General features: G+C 33.6%; 18 protein-coding genes. 3 read left to right on the forward strand and 15 right to left on the reverse strand.

The annotated features are described in order from the left end of the window. From B8T70_RS09665 to B8T70_RS09690, 6 genes are all read right to left on the reverse strand, one after another. The coding region (locus tag B8T70_RS09665; RefSeq protein ID WP_086894710.1) for a M4 family metallopeptidase at window positions 1–2765 on the reverse strand (2765 nt) is incomplete at its 3' end. A gap of 372 nt (window positions 2766–3137) precedes the next feature. Next, window positions 3138–3794: a CoA transferase subunit B gene (locus B8T70_RS09670; RefSeq protein WP_039118417.1), complete on the reverse strand. Its 657-nt coding sequence runs from the start codon at window positions 3792–3794 to the stop codon at window positions 3138–3140. A gap of 109 nt (window positions 3795–3903) precedes the next feature. After that, complete coding sequence (locus B8T70_RS09675) at window positions 3904–4605, reverse strand: CoA transferase subunit A (RefSeq protein ID WP_086894711.1); 702 nt, start codon at window positions 4603–4605, stop codon at window positions 3904–3906. A gap of 417 nt (window positions 4606–5022) precedes the next feature. Then, window positions 5023–7326 (reverse strand): penicillin-binding protein 1A, encoded by a 2304-nt coding sequence (locus tag B8T70_RS09680; RefSeq protein WP_039113505.1) that lies wholly within the window; start codon window positions 7324–7326, stop codon window positions 5023–5025. An 11-nt stretch (window positions 7327–7337) separates the two neighbouring features. Next, window positions 7338–7817, reverse strand: coding sequence for a gliding motility lipoprotein GldH (locus tag B8T70_RS09685; RefSeq protein ID WP_039113506.1), 480 nt, complete (start codon window positions 7815–7817; stop codon window positions 7338–7340). Next, window positions 7801–9126: a regulatory iron-sulfur-containing complex subunit RicT gene (locus B8T70_RS09690; RefSeq protein WP_086894712.1), complete on the reverse strand. Its 1326-nt coding sequence runs from the start codon at window positions 9124–9126 to the stop codon at window positions 7801–7803. Before B8T70_RS09690 ends, B8T70_RS09685 begins: the two co-directional genes overlap by 17 nt. A gap of 484 nt (window positions 9127–9610) precedes the next feature. Here B8T70_RS09690 and B8T70_RS09695 point away from each other — a divergent pair, with 484 nt between their 5' ends. The 3 genes from B8T70_RS09695 to B8T70_RS09705 all read left to right on the forward strand — a co-directional run bounded on the left by B8T70_RS09695 (window position 9611) and on the right by B8T70_RS09705 (window position 12361). Continuing rightward, a complete protein-coding gene (locus B8T70_RS09695; RefSeq protein ID WP_086894713.1) occupies window positions 9611–10627 on the forward strand; it encodes a hypothetical protein in 1017 nt (338 codons plus the stop codon). A 182-nt stretch (window positions 10628–10809) separates the two neighbouring features. Beyond that, entirely contained in the window at window positions 10810–11580 is a 771-nt protein-coding gene (locus B8T70_RS09700) for a hypothetical protein (protein ID WP_123912093.1), read from the forward strand. Window position 11581: 1 nt separating this feature from the next. Continuing rightward, entirely contained in the window at window positions 11582–12361 is a 780-nt protein-coding gene (locus B8T70_RS09705; RefSeq protein WP_086894715.1) for a hypothetical protein, read from the forward strand. 147 nt (window positions 12362–12508) lie between these two features. Here B8T70_RS09705 and B8T70_RS09710 read toward each other — a convergent pair whose 3' ends face one another. From B8T70_RS09710 to B8T70_RS09750, 9 genes are all read right to left on the reverse strand, one after another. Beyond that, window positions 12509–12739 (reverse strand): ferredoxin, encoded by a 231-nt coding sequence (locus B8T70_RS09710; protein ID WP_086894716.1) that lies wholly within the window; start codon window positions 12737–12739, stop codon window positions 12509–12511. Beyond that, window positions 12739–13980 carry a peptidase U32 family protein gene (locus B8T70_RS09715; RefSeq protein WP_086894717.1) on the reverse strand — a complete coding sequence of 414 codons (1242 nt, stop codon included), beginning with the start codon at window positions 13978–13980 and terminating at the stop codon, window positions 12739–12741. The genes B8T70_RS09710 and B8T70_RS09715 overlap by 1 nt, the downstream gene beginning before the upstream one ends. A gap of 227 nt (window positions 13981–14207) precedes the next feature. Continuing rightward, window positions 14208–14618 (reverse strand): IS200/IS605 family transposase, encoded by a 411-nt coding sequence (gene tnpA, locus B8T70_RS09720; RefSeq protein ID WP_242667448.1) that lies wholly within the window; start codon window positions 14616–14618, stop codon window positions 14208–14210. Between the two features lie 45 nt (window positions 14619–14663). Further along, window positions 14664–16049, reverse strand: a complete 1386-nt coding sequence (locus B8T70_RS09725; RefSeq protein WP_086894718.1) for a rhodanese-related sulfurtransferase — start codon at window positions 16047–16049, stop codon at window positions 14664–14666. Window positions 16050–16268: 219 nt separating this feature from the next. Next, window positions 16269–16679: a BrxA/BrxB family bacilliredoxin gene (locus tag B8T70_RS09730; protein WP_039113515.1), complete on the reverse strand. Its 411-nt coding sequence runs from the start codon at window positions 16677–16679 to the stop codon at window positions 16269–16271. A 187-nt stretch (window positions 16680–16866) separates the two neighbouring features. Then, window positions 16867–17280, reverse strand: coding sequence for a helix-turn-helix transcriptional regulator (locus B8T70_RS09735; protein ID WP_052250035.1), 414 nt, complete (start codon window positions 17278–17280; stop codon window positions 16867–16869). A 204-nt stretch (window positions 17281–17484) separates the two neighbouring features. Further along, on the reverse strand, window positions 17485–17913 hold the full coding sequence (locus tag B8T70_RS09740; protein WP_052250034.1) for a helix-turn-helix transcriptional regulator: 429 nt from the start codon (window positions 17911–17913) through the stop codon (window positions 17485–17487). A gap of 427 nt (window positions 17914–18340) precedes the next feature. Then, window positions 18341–19138, reverse strand: a complete 798-nt coding sequence (locus B8T70_RS09745) for a tetratricopeptide repeat protein (RefSeq protein WP_086894719.1) — start codon at window positions 19136–19138, stop codon at window positions 18341–18343. Between the two features lie 16 nt (window positions 19139–19154). Then, window positions 19155–20309, reverse strand: coding sequence for a lycopene cyclase family protein (locus B8T70_RS09750; RefSeq protein ID WP_086894720.1), 1155 nt, complete (start codon window positions 20307–20309; stop codon window positions 19155–19157). Window positions 20310–20350: the final 41 nt, after the last annotated feature.

The raw sequence follows: 20350 nt of genomic DNA on the forward strand, positions 1-20350 counted from the left end.
AATTTCTTAACGATTCTTTTTCCGCCGTTATTTAATTCTATGATGTAAATACCAGTATTTAATCTGCTTACATCTATAGAAGTTCCGCTTAATAGTCCTGAATTAACTTGTTGTCCAAGATTATTCGTAATCCTGAAAGTAGCTCCATCGCTTTTTGCTAATGCAACATTCAACTCATTATCAACAGGATTTGGATATAAAGCAAAACTTGTGTTATCGGTAGTTTCGATTATTCCCGAAGTTATTTCTGGAGATACAATTGGACCTGCAGCTGTAATGTTTACAGTATAATCCTCTACTTGACCATAAGAGAAAGCCTCACAAGAAGTTGGGATTCCGTTGTATTTCATAGCAACTCTCAATCGTGTACTTCCTAGAGTAGCAGATGCTGGAATAGTGATTGTTCCTGTTACAGGAGTAGTTTTTGATGCTGCTTTTGTCCAAACAGTTTCACCTGAATCTGCAAAATCACCATCTTGATTATAATCTATAAAAACGGCATAACCTTCATTGTAGGTTGTAGAAGTCCAAACAGGAGTAATTGTAATTGTGTAAGCAGTTCCTGCGGCAGCATTTGTTGAAATTGCCGTATAGTTTTCGTAACCAGCTGTTCCTGTTGAGGTATTGCTGATTGTACCAAATACTACCTTACTGATTTTTTCGTCAGCAGTATTGTTTCCTTGTGATGCACAATAGCTTATTGTATTGGCTAGCGTTGTTACACTTACAGTATTACTTGCAGGAGAAACATTTCCGGCAGCATCTTTAGCCTTTACACTAAAAGTATAAGCTGTTAAAGCAGTTAATCCAGTTACAGTATAGCTTGTAGTTGTAGATGAACCTTTAAGAGTTGCTCCTTGGTAGATATCGTATCCTGTAACAGCTACATTATCTGTTGCCGCAGTCCATGTTAAATTGGTAGTTGATCCAGTTGTTCCAGATGCTGCAAGAGCAGTTGGAGCAGTTGGCGCAATTGTATCTGTAGAACCTGAATAAGCAGCTCCAACACCTACAGCATAAAATGCATTAGTTGTAGCAATTACCTCTGCAGAACCAGCACCGTATAAATCGATAGCCGATTGTATTCCTGATGTTCTTGCATTTGCAAAAGTAGAATTTGCAGTTAAATATACACTCTCTAAACGATAAGCGATTTTTGCAGCTTTATCAATTGTAATTCCTGTTACACTATAAGAACTTCCTATATCGTTTGTTCCTGTCTTACCTACAGACAAGATATAAAACCAATGGTTTAGTACACCAGAATTTGTATGAACACCACAATAATCATTGGATTGAGTAGGAGTTCCACAATTAATAACTTTCCAGTTTGTACCGCCATAAGTGTCAGGCTGACCTTCGGATTTAGGATTACTCATAGAACGTAAAGCAAGATGACCCGATCTTCTTTCGATATCTTCACCAACTAACCAAGTTGATTTTGTAGGCGCTGCTGCATATTCAATACAAGCACCCCAAATATCTGAGAAACCTTCATTCATAGCTCCAGATTCTTTTTGGTAAGCTAAGTTTGCTGTATAAGTACAAACTGCATGACCAATTTCGTGTCCTGCAACATCTATAGCAGTTAAGATGTCAAAATTAGTTCCGCTTCCGTCACCATAAGTCATAACACTACCGTCCCAGTACGCATTATCGTATGCATTACTGTAATGTACATAGCTTTTTATGATGGCACCTGCGTTATTAAAACTATTTCTACCATGTACAGTTGACCAATAGTCATATGTTTTTTCAGCTCCCCAATGCGCATCAAGTGCACCATTGTCTTTATTAGTATTTGCATACTCAGCAGCTGTCCAGTTATTATCTGCATCTGTAAAATTTACAGCAGCAGTATAACTAGTTCCTTTTTTCATATTATACGTGTTTATACCTAAACCTCTTGTTGCATCTGCCAGGATATAAGAAGACCCACTTAAAGTAGTTTGAATTACTTGCGTTCCACTATAACGTGTAGCTGCGTTTGCTGCAACAAAAGCCATTTTAAAACTAGCATCATCTTTTAGGTTCTTTGCATCGGCATTAGCAGATTTTGATTTACGTCCATGACTGTATTCTCCGAGATGCTTTATAGTTGCATTATAGAACAATATTTGACCGTTTTCTGCATCGATGTATAAATCCCCTCTACTTACCGGATTTGTCGCGTAAATGTCAAATTTATAGGCTAAACGAACCTTGTCCGTAGTTCTGTTGGTACCTTGATCTTCCATTGCGGGTAAAAATACCAGTTCGCCTTTTGGTTTTTCATAACCAATCGCTTTGGCATCTTGCGGATTTTCCCAAAGGTATTGTTGGGCACCAGTATAGCTAATTGCTCTATTAAGAGCATCTTGAGCGGATAGTTTTGGTGTAGTTTTTACTTTTTCGATGTTGTAATACTCACCATTCATAGAGACAAGTTTTCCGTCTTTGGAATGTAAGGTGTAGTTGGCAAACTCTACTTTAATACCTTGTTCATACAATTGAAATTTTTCGTGTGTGTAACCTTGTGTGTCAGACTCAGTTTTGACCCTTGCAAAAGATTGGTTTTCTTTCAATCCTAATTGATCTTTAAAGACTTTTTGAGAATCAGTACCTCTATAGGTCGATTGGTCACTAAAAGTGATTAAACTAGGTTGTCCATTTTCGGATACATTTTTTTGGCTTACACGTTTATCTGTTATTTGTGCAAACGCTGATAAGGAGAATGTGAGCACAACAGCGGTTGTTGTGGCAATTTTGGGTAATGTACTTTTCATAATCGATTTGGGGTTTAATGTTAATTTAATTATTAGTTTGTATAGTAATTAAAGCGTGTAGGTAAATACTTTAATTTGTTATAAAAATATAAACATTTTGTTAAATAAATTAACATAAATTCCAATAATCGATAAAATGCAACAATTGTTGTTAAATAATTATTAAATATTAACAAATTAAAAACAATCATCAGAAAAAACCTGTTTTTATTATTATATTATTGATTTGTAGTGTTTTGTTTGCTTCTTAACTCATTGATGTTGATTTAGTTGTGAAATATATGTGACCGCTAGGCAGAATAAGCTATGACAGAAAAAAGGCTAACATTTTTTAAGTGTTAGCCTTTTGTGTGAATTATTTAAAAAGAAGCGTTAATCGATAATCATCTCCGGAATATCGCCTTCAATTATTAAATTTGCTTCAGTTGAAGCAATAATATGTTCTACCGAAACTCCGGGTGCGCGTTCTAAAAGTTTAAAACCTTTTGGAGTTATTTCTAAAACAGCCAATTCGGTTACAACTTTCTTTACACAACCAACACCAGTTAATGGTAAGCTGCATTTTTTTAATATTTTAGATTCGCCAGCTTTGTTTACATGCATCATGGCAACAATAATATTTTCGGCAGAAGCCACTAAATCCATTGCTCCGCCCATTCCTTTTACCATTTTACCTGGGATTTTCCAGTTGGCAATATCTCCGTTTTCAGAAACTTCCATAGCACCAAGTATAGTTAAATCTACTTTTTGGCTACGAATCATTCCAAAACTAAGAGCCGAATCAAAGAAACTAGCTCCAGGAAGAGTTGTAATAGTTTGTTTTCCTGCATTAATAATATCAGCGTCTTCTTCTCCTTCAAAAGGAAAAGGTCCCATTCCCAGAACGCCGTTTTCGCTTTGAAATTCAACGTCAATTCCTTTTGGGATATAGTTTGCTACCAATGTTGGTATTCCGATACCTAAATTCACGAAATAACGGTCTTTAAGCTCTTGTGCAATTCGTTTTGCAATATCTTCTTTTGTTAACATATCTTTTTAATGTGTTAATTTTTTAAATGTGCCAATTAGTCAATTTGATAATTAGAAAATTTAAAACATTCTGTAGAGAATTATCTAATTGTCTTATCATCTCAATTATCTAATTCTTCACTCTAACAGTTCGTTGCTCAATCCTCTTTTCAAATTTTTCTCCTTGAAAGATACGTTGTACCATGATTCCGGGAATATGAATTTGATTTGGATCTAATGTACCAACTGGAACGAGTTCTTCTACTTCGGCAATTGTTATTTTTGCTGCACCAGCCATGCATGAATTAAAGTTTCTGGCAGTTCCTTTAAAGATAAGATTTCCAGCTTCGTCACCTTTCCATGCTTTTACAATAGCGAAGTCAGCTTTGAAGGCGTGTTCCATAATATGCATTTTTCCGTTGAACTCACGAACTTCTTTACCTTCGGCAACTTCGGTTCCGTAACCTGCAGGGGTGAAAAAAGCTGGTATTCCGGCTTGTGCTGCACGACAACGTTCGGCTAATGTTCCTTGCGGAATAAGTTCTACATCTAATTCTCCTGAAAGCATCTGACGTTCGAATTCGGCATTCTCACCTACATAAGAAGAAATCATTTTTTTGATTTGCTTTTTTTGCAATAATAATCCCAAACCAAAATCATCGACACCTGCATTATTAGAGATGCAAGTAAGACCTGAGTTTTCTGTTTTTACCAATTCGGCAATAGTGTTTTCTGGAATACCACATAAACCAAATCCGCCAAACATAATTGTCATGTCGTTTTTGATTCCTTGAATTGCTTCCTGAACTGAGTTGACTTTTTTACTAATCATATTATTTGTCTTGTATTGACGTATATTTTTGATAAAAATACCAATTTTAGATTAAATTATAACGATTTCGTAAAAAATAAATCTACAAGTAATTTGTCTGATATAATTTAACAACTATTGTGATTAACTGCAAAGGGAGCTATCCCGACGCTTCGGGATACGCAATCCCGACGCGTCGGGAGCAAAGTTTTTAAATCCTTTTAATCTGAGTAATCTGTGGCAAGGAAATTAAGTGCAAAGTTCACAAAGACAAAATCGCAAAGTTATTTTATAGATTAAGCTTTGTGCCCTTTGCGGTAAATCTTTTATTTCTTGGATTAATCTACAATCAATTTGTTCCAAAAAAAAATCCTTTTGCATCTTCCGAAAAATCAGAAGTAACAAAAGGATATTAGTTATTTTAAAAGCGAACTTAAACTAAAGTTCGAATTCGTCTGTGTTTTGTTCAGTGTCTGTTGTGTCTTTTACTTTCGGTGCAGAATAACAATCTACTTTTATTTGAAGATTTGCAGGTCTTTCGAAATCAGATTTAGATACTTGTAAAGCAGGGTCAGCGTAACAAAGTTTCATGAAATAACCCCAAACAGGTAGGGCAGCAGTTGCACCTTGTCCGTAAGTAATACTTTTGAAACGTGCCGAACGATCTTCGCAACCTACCCAAACACCAGTAACTAAGTTCGGAACCATTCCCATAAACCAACCATCAGATTGGTTTTGTGTTGTTCCTGTTTTACCAGCAATTGGATTTCGGAACATATATGGATATCCTGTCCAACGCTTATCACCGCTACCTCCACCTTCAGTACGTAGTCGTGAACCCGAACCACTTTCGGTAACCCCTTGAAGAAGTTTAATTACAGCAAATGCGATATCTTTATTCAGTACATCATGAGATTCTGGAATTGGCTCGTAAATTACTTCGCCACTTTTATTTTCAATTCGGTTTAAGAACTGTGGTTTTACATAAACACCTTGGTTTGCAAATGTGCTATAAGCAGCAACCATGTCTTCAACAGTAATTTCAACAGCACCTAATGCGATTGAAGGTTGTACCGGAATTTGAGATTTTACTCCCAATTTATGTGCTAGTTCAACTACAGCTTCTGGACCAACACGGTCAATTAATTTAGCCGAAACCGTATTAATAGAGTTTGCTAAACCTTGTTTTAAAGTAACCATTCCGCGGTATCTGTTATCCGAGTTTCTTGGTTCCCAGTCAGCAGTAACATGATGACGTCCTTTATGAATCATAAATGGACCATCTAATATTGAATCACAAGGAGACATATTTAGTTGCTCAATTGCAGCTGCGTAAACAAACGGTTTAAATGTAGAACCTACTTGTCTTGCTCCCTGACCTACGTGATCGTATTGAAAGTATTTGTAATTAATTCCACCAACCCAAGCTTTAATGCTACCAGTTTGTGGCTCCATTGCCATTAAACCAGCTTGTAAGAAGTGCTTGTAATAACGAATAGAATCCAGAGGAGTCATAATTGTATCTCTTTCACCTTTCCAGGTAAACACAGTCATTTTTGTTTTCTCACTAAATGACTTTATGATTTCTTCATCGCTTTTATCGGCAGCTTTCATTACTGTCCAACGGTATGAAGATTTCATCGCTTGGTTTATAATTCGTTGCGTTTCGGCTTCAGAAATATTAACGAAAGGAGCATTTTTATTTGTTTTAGATTGTTGGAAAAACTCTTCTTGTAAGTTTTTCATGTGTGCAGCAACAGCTTCTTCAGCATGTAATTGCATTCTGGAATCGATAGTCGTGTATATTTTTAGACCATCTTTGTAGATGTTATATTCAGTACCGTCTGGTTTTTTATTTTCGGCTACCCATTTTTTCATGTAGTCACGTAAATATTCTCTAAAGTAAGTTGCAGTTCCTTCACGGTGACTTTCTAGTTTGAATTTCAATGAGATAGGAAGAGCCTGTAATTTGTTTTTTTGGTCGTTAGTAATCATACCCGCTTTTTCCATTTGCGAAAGCACAACATTACGACGGTTTTTAACTCCTTGCGGATTTCTTACCGGATTGTATAAACCTGAATTCTTGAACATTCCGACTAATATAGCCGATTCATCCATTGTTAAGTCTTTTGGCTCTTTAGAGAAATAAGTTTGCGCAGCAGAACTTACCCCAACCGAATAATTACCAAAATCATATACGTTGCAATACATTGCAATAATTTCATTCTTAGTATATTGTCTTTCTAAACGAATAGCGATAATCCATTCTTTTACTTTTTGTACAATTCTAAAAGGCAAAAATTTAGATCCTTCTCCGTGAAATAATTGTTTTGCTAATTGTTGTGTAAGCGTACTTGCACCTCCGCTAGTTCCTAAACTAGCAATAGCTCTTAAAGTTCCACGACCGTCAATTCCTGAATGTTCGTAAAAACGCTCGTCTTCGGTTGCTACAAGTGCTTCAACCAAGCTTTTAGGTAAGTCAGAATATTTTAATTGTGATCTGTTTGTCTGGAAATATTTCCCGATAACAACTCCATCAGAAGAGATGATTTCGGTAGCTAAATTAGAATCTGGATTTTCTAAGTCTTCAAATGAAGGCATAGAACCAAAAATTCCCCATGAAGCAAATAAGAAAAAGGTAATAACACCTAATAAACCATAGCCAAAAATTTTCCAAAAGGTCTTTTTGTAATAATTGATGTCTTTATCAGTTTTTGTTGGATTGTTTTTTTTAGCAGCCATATAAATCTATTCTAATCTTTTTTTTCAATTCTAAAACCTACATCAGTTATTCCGTCAAGTTGTTGTACTCCAGGAACTTTTCCTGATTCTCTAACTGCTTGTTTGATATGAACTTTGTATTTTCCTTTAAACTTAACATCCTCTTTATAAAAGAGTTTGCTTTCTTTTATATCTGTAAATCCGTTCCCCATTAAAGTTCCGTCTGGATGTGCCATTTGGTATTCAAGAGTATCTACTTTTGTAAATCCGCTTTGGGTTTCGATAGCAACAATTAAAAATATATTGTTGAAGGGAAAATTGTTGTTATCTCTCAAATTTACAAACAAATTGTATCGTTTGGTCGAATCTAATTCGGGTAAGTCGAAGGTTACAATGCTGTCTTTATGCCAAGCATCTCCAACAGATTTGTATTCATCAAATACTCTTTTTTTGTCGCATGAAAAAAGAAGTATAGCCACCAAAAGAAGAATCCCGCTATTTTTTATTCTCATTTTTTGTAATAATTATTGGTTTTCTAGGGCCAGCTGGTTTTTTATCGTTCGCAGCATTATTGTTTGGCTTATTGTTATTATTGTTTCCAGCTGGTTTATTGCCTTTTGGATTTTGATTCTTTGGTGCTTGATTGTTGGGAGTAGTTGCAGGAGCAGCAGCTGCAGCAACATTTTCGCCAATAGTTTTGCGTTTTTTAGCTGGTTTTTTCTTTCTTTTTGGTTGGTCAAAACGAGTTAAGCTTTCTTGACCCATAGCATTATTGAAGTCTTTTTCAGGTTCTTGAGTGATTTCTATTGCAAAATCTTCAAGTGAAGAAACTCTGTTTTTGAGTTTGTTTTCGGCTATGATTTCTTTTACCTGATCAATTTTTAAAACATGCCAGTTTGCGAAGTTATTGGTATAAGCAAACCACATTAATCCTTTAAAAATATCTTGTTTTTGGCAAATTGCATCGCCTTTTTCAGTAACTAATTTGGTGTCGTAATCAGGAAAATCCTTAAGAGCATCCATGTAGGTGTCTAGCTCATAGTTTAAACAACATTTCAATTTTCCGCATTGTCCTGCTAGTTTTTGCGGATTCAAGGATAATTGTTGGTATCGTGCTGCTGAGGTGTTCACACTTCTAAAATCGGTTAACCAAGTAGAGCAACACAATTCTCTTCCGCAAGAACCAATTCCTCCTAAACGTGCAGCTTCCTGACGGAAACCAACTTGTTTCATTTCGACTCTTGTACTGAATTCTTTAGCAAAATCTTTGATTAAAAGTCTAAAATCGACTCTGTCATTTGCAGTATAATAAAAAGTAGCTTTTGAGCCATCTCCTTGAAATTCAATATCCGAAATTTTCATTTCTAGTTTTTGAGCTATCGCTAATTCACGAGCGCGAACTTTCATCGGCTCTTCTTTTTCGCGGGCTGCCGACCAAATATCGATATCTTTTTGAGAGGCTTTACGGTAAATTTTAGGAACTTCATTGCTAGTAGGACTAACTCCTTTTTTCTTCATTTGAATTTTTACTAATTCGCCTGTAAGAGTTACAATTCCTATGTCATGTCCTGGAGATGCTACTGTTGCAACGATATCTCCAATACTTAAAGTTAATTTATCTGAGTTTCTAAAAAATTCTTTTCTACCGTTCTTAAAACGTACTTCAACACAATCAAAAGGAGCTTCTCCGTTAGGCAAACTCATATTCGAAAGCCAATCAAAAACCGTTAATTTATTGCAGCTATCGGTGCCGCAAGTCCCATTATTTTTACAACCCTTAGGTGCGCCACCATCAGAAGTTGAACAACTTGTACATGCCATAATTTTATATGTAGTGTCGCAATAAATGCAACTTAAGTTCTTAAAAAAGATTAATGTGTAAAGATAGTATTTTTTTTAGTTTGCTTTTTAATGGATTAACACTAATGCTACGTTAAATACAAAAGACAGTCGTGTTTAAGAGAAAATTAATGGTTTTTATGATAGTATGAAACTGGATTTATCAAGAAAATTCGTTTGTTATTTATTTATCTTGCTTAAAAGGACTTATAGTTACAGGGTATTTTTTTTGAACAAAAAACTATTCTGATTATTCTTAAAAAAAATATTTAAGCTTATATTTGGTTTGTATTTATAGGTTTTATATTAAAAACTTAGCTTTTAGTGTTGGTTAAAAAACAAACAAAATATCCCTCTTTGGTACGAATTATTAGTTACTGGAATACAAATTATTATTTTGCTGTTGAGCTCATTGTCGATACTTTCAAAAATTATCAATCTTTTTATATTATTTAGAACAAAAACCATGAACAAATTATTTTACGTTTTATTCGCAATCCCTTTTTTTATTAGCTGTACGAATAAAAAGCCTTTAGATCAAAAAAACATAAATTCAGTTAAAAAAGATACAACTATTGCTAACGCTGTAGCTGTGGAAACACAAAAAGTGTCTGATTTAGATATATATAATGTTAATTCAATTTTTGGCGAAAAAGATACTATTGCGCTAATATCCCTGTCTGATAAATATCAATTAAGCGAACATAAGGATTCTCTTGCTATTCCTGATGTCAAAAAATTAGGAGAAAAAGAGGCTCAATATCTAGTGTTGAATTCGACATATAGAAACAGAATGCTATCTAAAATGAAAATTTCAGAAAAAGATAGTGTTTATGTTTACGATTATGCCACCAATATTGTCAATGCATTTTCTGTGAAATCTCTACAAGTAGTGGCTGCTATAAATGTATATGGGGCAGATTGGCCTTATTCACAAGATGATTATATGATTGGATTTGGACTAGATCCTAAATTACTAAAAGGATTCGATTCCTATTATTTGAATACTTTGGTTTGCATTGGTTCAAAGAATCCTTTTGCAATGAAGCAATTGAAAGCTATAAAGTGGAAAGAAACAACAATTGCTAAGGTGCCTGTTGTAGCTATAAATCCAGAATATAATGATTTGATAAAAATGACAAGTAAAAAAACGGCTTATAGTTATAAATCAAACGGATTTGAATATTTTTTACATGATTATATAAATGAAGAAACAGTATTGTTGAGAAGGTTGATTGTTAAAGAAGAAAAAACAAACAAGATTGTTTGTGATAAGTATTACCGTGAGAGCGAAGGTGGCTCGTTTGCACAATTAAACGATAATAGTGAGGATAAAGAAGTTAATCAATGGACTGGTAAACTGTTTAAGAACAAACCAGAGGTAGTTTTTGGTTTTGTATATGTTTCCTTCGGTTGCCCAGGGATCTCATTCTTAGATAAAAATGAACCTGATGTTTTTTTAAATTGTGATAACAGACACTAATTTAATACTATAAAAAAGAAAACCCTATTCTATATCATATAGAATAGGGTTTTCTTTTAGGTTTCCTTAACCGTAATAATCTTTACTAGACAAGCTTTTGGCTGCCAATTTGTAATTTTCGACAATCTGCTTGGTTTAAAGTCGTTTTAATTACCCCAATTATGCTATTCATTTGATTAAAAGTGAATACTTTTATAGATGAAATTATTTCAAATCACATAAACATTCAATATCATACGGCCTTAATGAAATATTTATTCTTGCTCTTTTTGTTTACTTGTAGCGTTACTTTTTCGCAAACAGAAACAGATTCTATTCCGTACAATCTTATGCTTAAAGTTAATTATGCTCCAGAGTCTCTAAGTATGGAAGATATTGACTTTAGTAAAGAAAAGCCCGAATGCATATTTGAACTTAAAGGAAAAACACCTTTAAAATATTCTTTCCGTTTACAAAATGACTCCATTGCATCCCTTTATCAATTTAAAAATAACAAATTAGAACTTCAGGAAAATGTTCATTATCAGCCATTCTTTTGGCATTTTGATAAGGATATGCTTTTCTCAAATTTTAAAATAGTTGATTTTGATAACGATGGAGACGAGGATTTACTGTGCTGGGTATTCTCTAATGTAAATGGTAATGAATGGACCATCATTTTTATAAATGACCAAACGCAACAAAAACTGGTTAGATTATATAATACTGCTGATGAAACTGATATTTGGGATAAACCTAGATTTGATAAAGAAACAAATACGATACATACGGAACTTTATGGAAGTGCTTTTGGAACTTCTGCAGAAAGTAGTTATAAATTACAAAATGAGCTTACTGTTATTCCACTAACAAAACATTTTCAGAACAGAACAGGTAAGCATATGTATGATTATGTATATATGGGAAGAAATGGTAAATGGAAGTTAAAATCTAAAAATAGAATAAAGCAATAAAATGAAACAAGTTATAATTCTGATCCTTTATTTATTATGCAATACAGTTGCATTAAAAGCGCAAAGTGCCGATATTAAACAGATTGAGAAGGGTATAAAGCTCCAAGCGATGGAAGGGAAATTTCAAAAAAAATCAGTAGATCTGAATAATGATGGGCGAATTGATGTTGTATATACTTACCAATGCGGAGAACCTAAATGCGTAGAGGTGTATTTAAATATAGACGGTACATATAAAAAAGTGATAAGCGAACCATTCGGAAATAGCAAGTTGGATGAAACCACAAGCAAAAAACAATTGCGATTGATATTACATCATTGCTGCGGCGAAAGTCCCTATGAGTCCAGACGTTTATTTGGTTTTGGTAAAAATGGGGCGTTACTAGAAGAGAACTATGTATTAACAAATAGTGAATATGTTGAAGAAAAGAATGCCATGTTGCTTCCGACTGTTTATTTAGCGACACCACGTTTTGTGAGCAACACTATAGATAATTATAACGTACGTTATTCCCCAACAATAAAAGCAACAAGCAAAAAAGGGATTGACGATTTTGTTTTTACTTGCGAGGAAGGCACAAATATTATAGCAAAATTAAAACAAAAGTCAACTATTAAAGTACTTGCAGAGAAAGTCGAAGCAGAGCGTACCTGGCTTTTTGTAGAAATAGAGAAGAGTGCCATTGCTGGGGAATGTAATCCTGTTAGTTTTGACTTTAAAGACCAAAAATTACGAGGTTGGATAAGTGGTAAATTTACTGAGAACATTGCCAAGAAATAAATTGCAAAATCATTAATGCATAAAAAAGAAACTTTATCTGCATTGGCAAATACTAAGTTTGTAAATGGTATAAAAGAATAACGGACTAGAAATAAATTAAAAGAGCCACAAATTGTGGCTCTTTTAATTATAATAGGTAAAATATTTCTATGTTTCTTTAACCGTAATAATCTTTACAGGACAGGCTTTGGCAGCCAATTCGCAACTTTCTGCAATCGCATGATTAGGTGATTTTAGAGTAAAAAAACCTTTTGCATTTACGGAATGAAGCAATACTGATTTTCCGTCTTTTTTTGACATCTGAAAATGTACCGGATCCATTTCGACGCAATAATTACAGCCGATGCATTTGTCTCTTTGTAAAGTAATAATAACCATTACGCTTCTACAATTTTATATAATTTATCAGACATTCTGATTCTGAAAGGTAATTTGAAGGTACAATCATCTCCTTTTGTAGCTTTATCTGCTACAATGTCATTTACAAACATTTCATCGATTACCATTTCCTGAGCTCCAGTGCTTGGGCCAGTTACCAGAATTCTATCTCCAACTTTAATATCGTAAGCTTCAATTTTAAATTGCCCAACTTCAGCCTTTGGAAAGAAGTGAGTTCCTTTACCCACATAGACTTTCTTTTGGGTTGCTGCTGATCCTGGAATATCACTCCATTCTCCTAATTCTTGCCCAAGATAATATCCTGACCAAAAACCACGATTGTAAACAGTGTTTAAAGCTTCCATCCAAACAGCGATTTTTTCTTTAGAGAAAGTTTTATCGTAGTAAGAATCTATTGCTTCACGATAGGTTTTTATTACCGTTGCCACATATTCGGGAGCACGACCACGGCCTTCTATTTTAAGAACCTGAATTCCAGAATCGATTACCTGATCAAGAAAATCTAGCGTACACAAATCTTTTGGGGACATAAGATATTCATTATCAACTTCGATTTCAAAACCTGTTTCCTGATCTATAACAGTATATTTTTTACGACAGTTTTGCTTGCAAGCACCACGATTTGCCGATGAGTTGTGCGAATGTAAACTCAAATAGCATTTTCCAGAAACAGCCATACATAAAGCACCATGTCCGAAGATTTCGATTTCGACTAAATTTCCGTTTGGTCCTTTTATTTGTTCTTTCTCAATTTGTTCTGTAATACTTTTTACCTGACGTAAACTCAATTCACGACTTAAAACCATCGTATCTGCAAATAAACTGTAGAATTTTATGGTCTCGATATTAGTAACATTAAGTTGGGTCGAGATATGCACTTCCATACCAATTGTTCTTGCCATTGCAATTACGGCTTGGTCAGATGCAATTACAGCGGTGATATTGGCTTCTTTGGCTTTGTTTAGTAATGTTTTTACAACTGATAAATCGTGATCGTAAATAATAGTGTTCAAAGTAAGATAGCTTCGTACGTTTTTGGTAGCACAACGATTGGCAATTTCTTGCAAATCATCCATGGTGAAATTCACGGTTGAACGTGCTCTCATATTGAGTTGTTCTACACCAAAATAAATAGAATCGGCACCATTATCTAGAGCAGCCTGAAGTGACTCAAAGCTCCCTGCGGGAGCCATAAGTTCAATTTTATTATTTGTTGTCATTTTTGATTTATTATTCAAATGACAAAAATAATGTGGGTATAGATTAGATTCCTATGATTTATATCATAGTCTATATTTTAAAAATTATTCGTAGTAGTATTAATAATCGTTGTCGACATTCATTGCGTTCCTGCGGTTGAAGCCGCAGGTTATGTTTTCTTTGCGTATGTTTTTTCAAATATAGCCCGTGGTTTCAACCACGGGGAGCGCATCGTTAAGCCTAGCAATCATTTATCCCCCAAGCCATGCAATTTTATAAAATCATCAAATTCATCTTGTCCTTTTTTCTTAAGATGATGTTGTTTTTGATTTTTTATATAATTATAAACAACATCTAACTGAGATTCGCTGACAGAGAAAGCTGCAAAACCATTCTGCCAAGCAAATTTTTCAAGGATAAGTTCTTCTCTATTTATAAAATGAGAAGAACTTCCTTTTATTTGCTTTATAATATCTGAGATAGATTTTTGCGGATTTTGTAAAAATAAGAAGTGCACATGATCAGGCATTCCATTAATGATTCTAACAGGGCATCCAAGTTCAATTAACTCTTCCCGAATGCAATCATATAAGTTTTTCTCAATTGAATAATCAATTAATTCCTGACGATTTTGGTTGCCCAAATTGCATGAATCCATAATTTCGTAAACGAATGCGACATGTAAATTAGCTTAAAATTTTAGCTAATTTATAATTTTATACAATTTATCTGATAAACGAATACGAAATGGAACTTCAAAAGTAACTCTATCGCCAATTTTAGCAGTAGTAGCAGCTATTTCGTTAACAATCATTTTTTCTAAAACCAATTCCTGATTTCCTGTAGTTGGTCCAGAGATTAAGATTGTATCACCAGCATTCAACTCTTGATTTTCGATAGTAAAAAGACCAACTTGAGCTTTTACATAATAATGTTCCGCTTTACCAAGAAGTACTTTTTTTACTTTTATTTTTTGGCGAATATCTGCTTGTTTTTGCTTCGCCAGTTCGCTAACGCTTGGGTCAACTGTACCTAAAGCGGCATTTGGTAGTTCTCCGGAATGTTTGAATTTTAAACTATCTGATTTTCCTTTTCTAAAAACCTTGTTTCCAACTTGCTTTCCGATTCTCAATCGTACCTGATCAACCAGAGGCATGTGTATGGTATCTAAACATTCAGTAGAGCAACAGTTTTCCATTGCAGTTTTACAATCATCACACTGAATAAATAATAAATGACATCCGTCATTCTCACAATTGGTGTGATTGTCGCAAGGTTTTCCACATTGGTGACATTGCGAAATGATATCTTCGGTGATTCTTTCGCCTAGACGATTATCAAATACAAAGTTTTTCCCGATAAATTTACTTTCTAAACCTTCAGCTTCAATTTGTTTGGCGTAATTAATAATTCCACCTTCTAATTGATAAACATTTTTAAAACCTTGATGCTTAAAATAAGCACTGGCTTTCTCACAACGAATTCCACCTGTACAATACATTACCAGGTTTTTATCCTCTTTATGATTCTTAAGTTGATCGTTAATTATTGGTAAACTCTCTCTAAAAGTTTCTACATCAGGAGTTATAGCTCCTTTAAAATGTCCCACTTCGCTTTCGTAGTGATTTCTAAAATCAACAACAATAGTATTTGGATCATCAAGAATTTCATTAAATTCCTTGGCTTTCAGGTGAACGCCTATATCAGTTACATCAAAAGTTTCGTCGTTTAAACCGTCAGCGACAATTTTGTGACGAACTTTAATGGTAAGTTTTAAAAAGGAATGGTCATCATGTTCTACAGCTTCATTCAATCGTATGCCTTTCATGAAATCGTAGATTTCAAGAGTTTCTCTAAAAGCCTCCAAATTTTCGGCAGGAATACTCATCTGAGCATTTATACCTTCGTTGGCAACGTAAATTCGGCCTAAAGCATCGAGGGTATTCCAGGCTACAAATAAATCATCGCGAAATTTTTTGGGATCTTGAATTTTGGCATACGCATAGAAAGACAACGTTAGTCGTTGTTTACCGGCATCATCAATCATGATGGCTCTTTCTTCTGCGCTCAAAGTGTTATACAGTTGCATGCTATAAACAGTTTTAAGTTAAGAAATTATTTTTTTGAAAGTGCAAAAGTAAGGAAAAAGGTTCAAAGTTGCAAAGGCTTGAAGTAACAAAGGTTCTGAGATACTAAGTTACCAAGGTTTTAAGTTTTTAAACGGGACTAACAAAAACAAAAAAGCACTAAATTAATAGTGCTTTTTAAATCTTTGTACCTCTGTACCTTAATACTTCTTTGAACCTAACTAGCAGAACTCATTAAAAGCATCTTGTAAATTCTCAGCAATTAATTCAGCTGGGCGACCTTCGATATGGTGACGCTCTAACATGTGAACTAATTCTCCGTTTTTAAACAAAGCCATACTTGGCGATGATGGAGGGAAAGGGAACATATGTTGTCTTGCTGCATCTACAGCTTCTTTATCAACACCTGCAAAAACAGTAATTAAATGGTCTGGTTTTTTAGCACCATCTAAACTCATTTTTGCTCCTGGACGTGCGTTTCTTGCTGCACAACCACATACAGAGTTTACAACTACTAATGTTGTTCCTTCTGATTTGATTGCGTTATCAACTTCTGCTGCACTATGTAAATCTTGAAAACCTGCTGATGTTAATTCAGCTTGCATTGGTTTTACCATTTCTTCTGGATACATATTTTTTATTTTTTAGTTTAACTTTAAGAATTGCAAAGTTACAAAGTTTAAAAACAAGAACTTTAATTCCGGTATAAAGTTTTGTTATAGTTTAGTGTTTGTTTTTAAATCAAATCATATAGTATAACATTATTCGGAATTTCTCTTATTTTGTGGGTTTACAGATAGATAAGATAAAGTTGCTATTTTATTTTTTATCAGGAAATTGATAATTGTATTGTTTCAACCGACCATTTGTACTTTCTGTTTTATGTTTAGTTGTTAAAATGGTTGACTTATTTTTCTCGGGAACTTCAAAGGTTGAAAGATAACTGCTTAGATATTTTTTGAGCATTTGTATGCTGTCAATTTCAACCGAGTAAACTATTCTTTTCCCTTCATTTTTTATCATTACAAGATTTGCTTTCTTTAACTCTAATAAATGTTTAGATATTGTTGATTGTGCCAACGGAATTAATTCGACGATTTCACCGCAAGTTCTGTTGTTTTTTTTCCAGAGCAGGGTCATAATCTGAATTCGCGTAGGATGTCCAAGTGCTTTGCAAATTTCTCCTACTACTTTTGTCTCGATATCAAAGTTTAAGTGTTTAGTAACTCCCATAAATTTGCCAATTAATTTACTATCGTTATTGTACGATTACATTAAATGTACATTAGTCTTAATTGTAAAGTTACAAAGTTTAAAAGTAAGAATTTTAATTCCTGAATAAAGTTTTTGTAATAGTTTAAAGTTTGTTTTTAAACCAAACACAATACTATATTTTCTTCTACTTTGTGGCTTTTCAATGGGAGAAATCAAGGATATCTACATTGCCTGTTTTATTATTTTATCAGGAAATTGATAGTTGTATTGTTTGAAATGGCTATTTCTACCTCTTGGTTTACGTTTAGTTGTTAAAACGGTAGCCTTGTTTTGTTCGGAAAGTTCGATGGTCGAAAGATAACTAGTCAAATACATTTTAAGCATTTGAATGTTTTCAACTTCAATAGAATAAATTGTTTTCTTTCCTTCGTTTGTTACAATTACAAGATTAGCTTTTTTTAATTCTAATAAATGTTTGGATATAGTTGATTGTGCCAGCGGAATTAATTCAACAATTTCACCACAAGTCCTGTTGTTTCTTTTCCATAACAAGGTCATAATTTGTATTCGCGTAGGATGTCCCAGTGCTTTACAAATTTTCCCTATTGCTTTAGTTTCTATATCAAAATTTAAGTGTTTAGTAACTCCCATAATTTCCCAATTTATTCATTATCGTGAATGAACGATTACATTAGATCTACATTATTATAGTAGATTTTCTTACTCCTTTTTTTCTCTTTACTTTGTTCACTATTGCTAGAGGTCAAGCCTTAGTTTTCTTCAATAATGAATTGAACATTATTTAGAATTTGCAAAGCTAAATCCGAACAAGTCTTTCTAACCGCCTCAATAAAACCTTATAACAAAAGAATAAGACATATTTTAGCTGTAGAATAAACCTCAGTTCTCAAGGCATCCACTACTTTTTTCGATAAAACGATATTCTTGTAATTTCTATAGGAAAGTAGTCAGAGTATCAAATCAACAGATAAATCGAGAATTATTTTAAGTCGTATTGGGATAAAAAAAATCTGCAAAGTAGAGACTTTGCAGATAGTAGAGTTTTGTTGGTTAACGATTATTTGGTAAACTTTACCTGATATGGATAGGTTTCGTAAATAGTATTGTCCTCATTAAGCGTAAATCCTTTAGCAGCATCTTCTCTTGCTGAAGCTGCCAAGGTTGTAATTTCTTCTTTTGGCTTACTTAGTTTGAACAAACAAATTGCTTTGTAATATTTTGCATCCGAAAACTGTGGGTAAATTTTTAAAGCTTTATCGAAAATAGCAATTGCTTCATCCCATTTTTTGAGTTCATATTTGGCTATTCCTTGGTAAAAATAAGCGGTGGGATGTTCTAGTTGTTGTCTGTTTTTATAGATATCATTTACATAATCGTCAAAAAGTTTTTCTGCTTTATCATATTCGTTTAATTGTAAATAACAAAGTCCGATATAAAAACTATAGGGATGATCCATTCTATATCCGTTTCCATAAAGAGTTATAGATTCTTCTAAATCCTGAATCGCTTCTTTGTAGTTTTTTACGAAAACACATTTCATAAAACCTCTATATGGCAACCATTCTTGCTTATCGTATAAAACAGCTTTGTCTAGAAAAGGCATTCCAACTTCATATTTTTTACATTTAAAATAAGGCATTGCTTTTTGTTGCCACAAATAGGCTATTGTATTGTCTTTTTTTAAGCCTTCATCAATACAATTTTGCCACTCCGACATTTGAAAAGTGTAATTGTATTTGTAAGCACAACTATCTAAAGATTGTTTAACGATAGCTTCCTGAGCCTTGTTTTTGGGCATTTGACCAAAGGAAAGAATTGTAGTAAAAAAACAGCAACCTAAAATAATGTTTTTCAAAAGGTAAGATTTAAAGTTAGAATTTATTTGAAAGAAAAATCACTCTAAATAACGCTTTTATAAATGGCATTTTTGGGCACTTTAAAATAACTTTAACATCTTCGATTAAGTTAGTTTCTTCGTCTAAAAACTTAAAAATCAATGCAGAATTTCCTTTCTGAAACATATCCGAAAAAATAGAGCTTCCCAGTTCATTGTTTCTGTCAAGGATATCCAATAAAAGCAAATCATAAAACCAGAATTTACTTTTTTTATGAAATTTCCGGAAATCAGTTTGAGTTTCAAGAAATGATACTAATTGTGTTGACTTTTTATCAGACTTTTTAAAAGTATATCCCGTACTAGCTTTGGTCCAGCCACCAGCCGTACCGATATTCAGTACTCGATTAGTGTTTCTTTTCCAGAAAGGATAACAAGTCATTGGGATGCTTCCTTGTTCCTTTTCGATTATTTCATAATCCTGAATACCTAGTTTTTGGATATAGTTTTTAATCTCTGATTCGTATTCTTGTTTTTCTAAAAGGGAATGCGAAAACAAAGTATATTCAATCAAAGCTTCGGTTGTAGATGTTGGTAAAACATACATAAAGCGAGTGTTTCCTTTTTGAGCAACCGAAAAATCCATGAAGGTAACCTGTTCCGAATTAAAAACAGCTTGGTTACTTTTGATAAACCATCCGATAAAATGCTGTTGTAAAACGGGATATTTTTGTTGACTTTCGACCAATGCTTTGTTGTAAATACTATTTAAAAGCTGGTTACAGGTGAAAGTATTTGTAGAAGTTGCGACAAAAACATGAGTTTCAAGTTCGTTAATGTCGGTTACTTTGTCGTTTAGGAAAGTGATGTTTTCTTGTTTTTTAATTAGTTCAAAAACAGAATTGTAAAAATCCAAACTGCGGATTTGATTGTATTTATAGGGCTTTAACTCTAAATCGCGTTTAAAGTTTTCATTGGCAAATAAAGCTAAATCCCATTTTTTTGAAATAGTGTTTTCCCAAATTGATTCTTCTTTCTCCCAAAAACACCAAGTTCGATCATTGGTTTTCTTTGTGTCTTCATCAATTAGCAAAATAGATTTTCCGGTAAACTTCCCAGACAACACCATTTTATAAACCGTCATCATTGCTGATAAACCAGTTCCTGTAAAAATGTAATCGTAATGCTTCATGTTGTGGGAAATCTATTTTTATCAAAAATAGGGAATTTTAT

The sequence above is a fragment of the Flavobacterium sp. AJR genome, from assembly GCF_002156885.1.
Classification (GTDB): domain Bacteria; phylum Bacteroidota; class Bacteroidia; order Flavobacteriales; family Flavobacteriaceae; genus Flavobacterium.

Bases quoted from the DNA above. Each gene is read 5' to 3' on its own strand.
- B8T70_RS09710 (WP_086894716.1), bottom strand. From the start codon at position 12,739: ATGGTTATTATTACTTTACAAAGAGACAAATGCATCGGCTGTAATTAT.
- B8T70_RS09695 (WP_086894713.1), top strand. From the start codon at position 9,611: ATGAACAAATTATTTTACGTTTTATTCGCAATCCCTTTTTTTATTAGC.
- B8T70_RS09680 (WP_039113505.1), bottom strand. From the start codon at position 7,326: ATGGCTGCTAAAAAAAACAATCCAACAAAAACTGATAAAGACATCAAT.
- B8T70_RS09735 (WP_052250035.1), bottom strand. From the start codon at position 17,280: ATGGGAGTTACTAAACACTTAAACTTTGATATCGAGACAAAAGTAGTA.
- B8T70_RS09725 (WP_086894718.1), bottom strand. From the start codon at position 16,049: ATGCAACTGTATAACACTTTGAGCGCAGAAGAAAGAGCCATCATGATT.
- B8T70_RS09690 (WP_086894712.1), bottom strand. From the start codon at position 9,126: ATGGCATGTACAAGTTGTTCAACTTCTGATGGTGGCGCACCTAAGGGT.
- B8T70_RS09715 (WP_086894717.1), bottom strand. From the start codon at position 13,980: ATGACAACAAATAATAAAATTGAACTTATGGCTCCCGCAGGGAGCTTT.
- B8T70_RS09750 (WP_086894720.1), bottom strand. From the start codon at position 20,309: ATGAAGCATTACGATTACATTTTTACAGGAACTGGTTTATCAGCAATG.
- B8T70_RS09705 (WP_086894715.1), top strand. From the start codon at position 11,582: ATGAAACAAGTTATAATTCTGATCCTTTATTTATTATGCAATACAGTT.
- B8T70_RS09740 (WP_052250034.1), bottom strand. From the start codon at position 17,913: ATGGGAGTTACTAAACACTTAAATTTTGATATAGAAACTAAAGCAATA.
- tnpA (WP_242667448.1), bottom strand. From the start codon at position 14,618: ATGGATTCATGCAATTTGGGCAACCAAAATCGTCAGGAATTAATTGAT.
- B8T70_RS09685 (WP_039113506.1), bottom strand. From the start codon at position 7,817: ATGAGAATAAAAAATAGCGGGATTCTTCTTTTGGTGGCTATACTTCTT.
- B8T70_RS09730 (WP_039113515.1), bottom strand. From the start codon at position 16,679: ATGTATCCAGAAGAAATGGTAAAACCAATGCAAGCTGAATTAACATCA.
- B8T70_RS09675 (WP_086894711.1), bottom strand. From the start codon at position 4,605: ATGATTAGTAAAAAAGTCAACTCAGTTCAGGAAGCAATTCAAGGAATC.
- B8T70_RS09670 (WP_039118417.1), bottom strand. From the start codon at position 3,794: ATGTTAACAAAAGAAGATATTGCAAAACGAATTGCACAAGAGCTTAAA.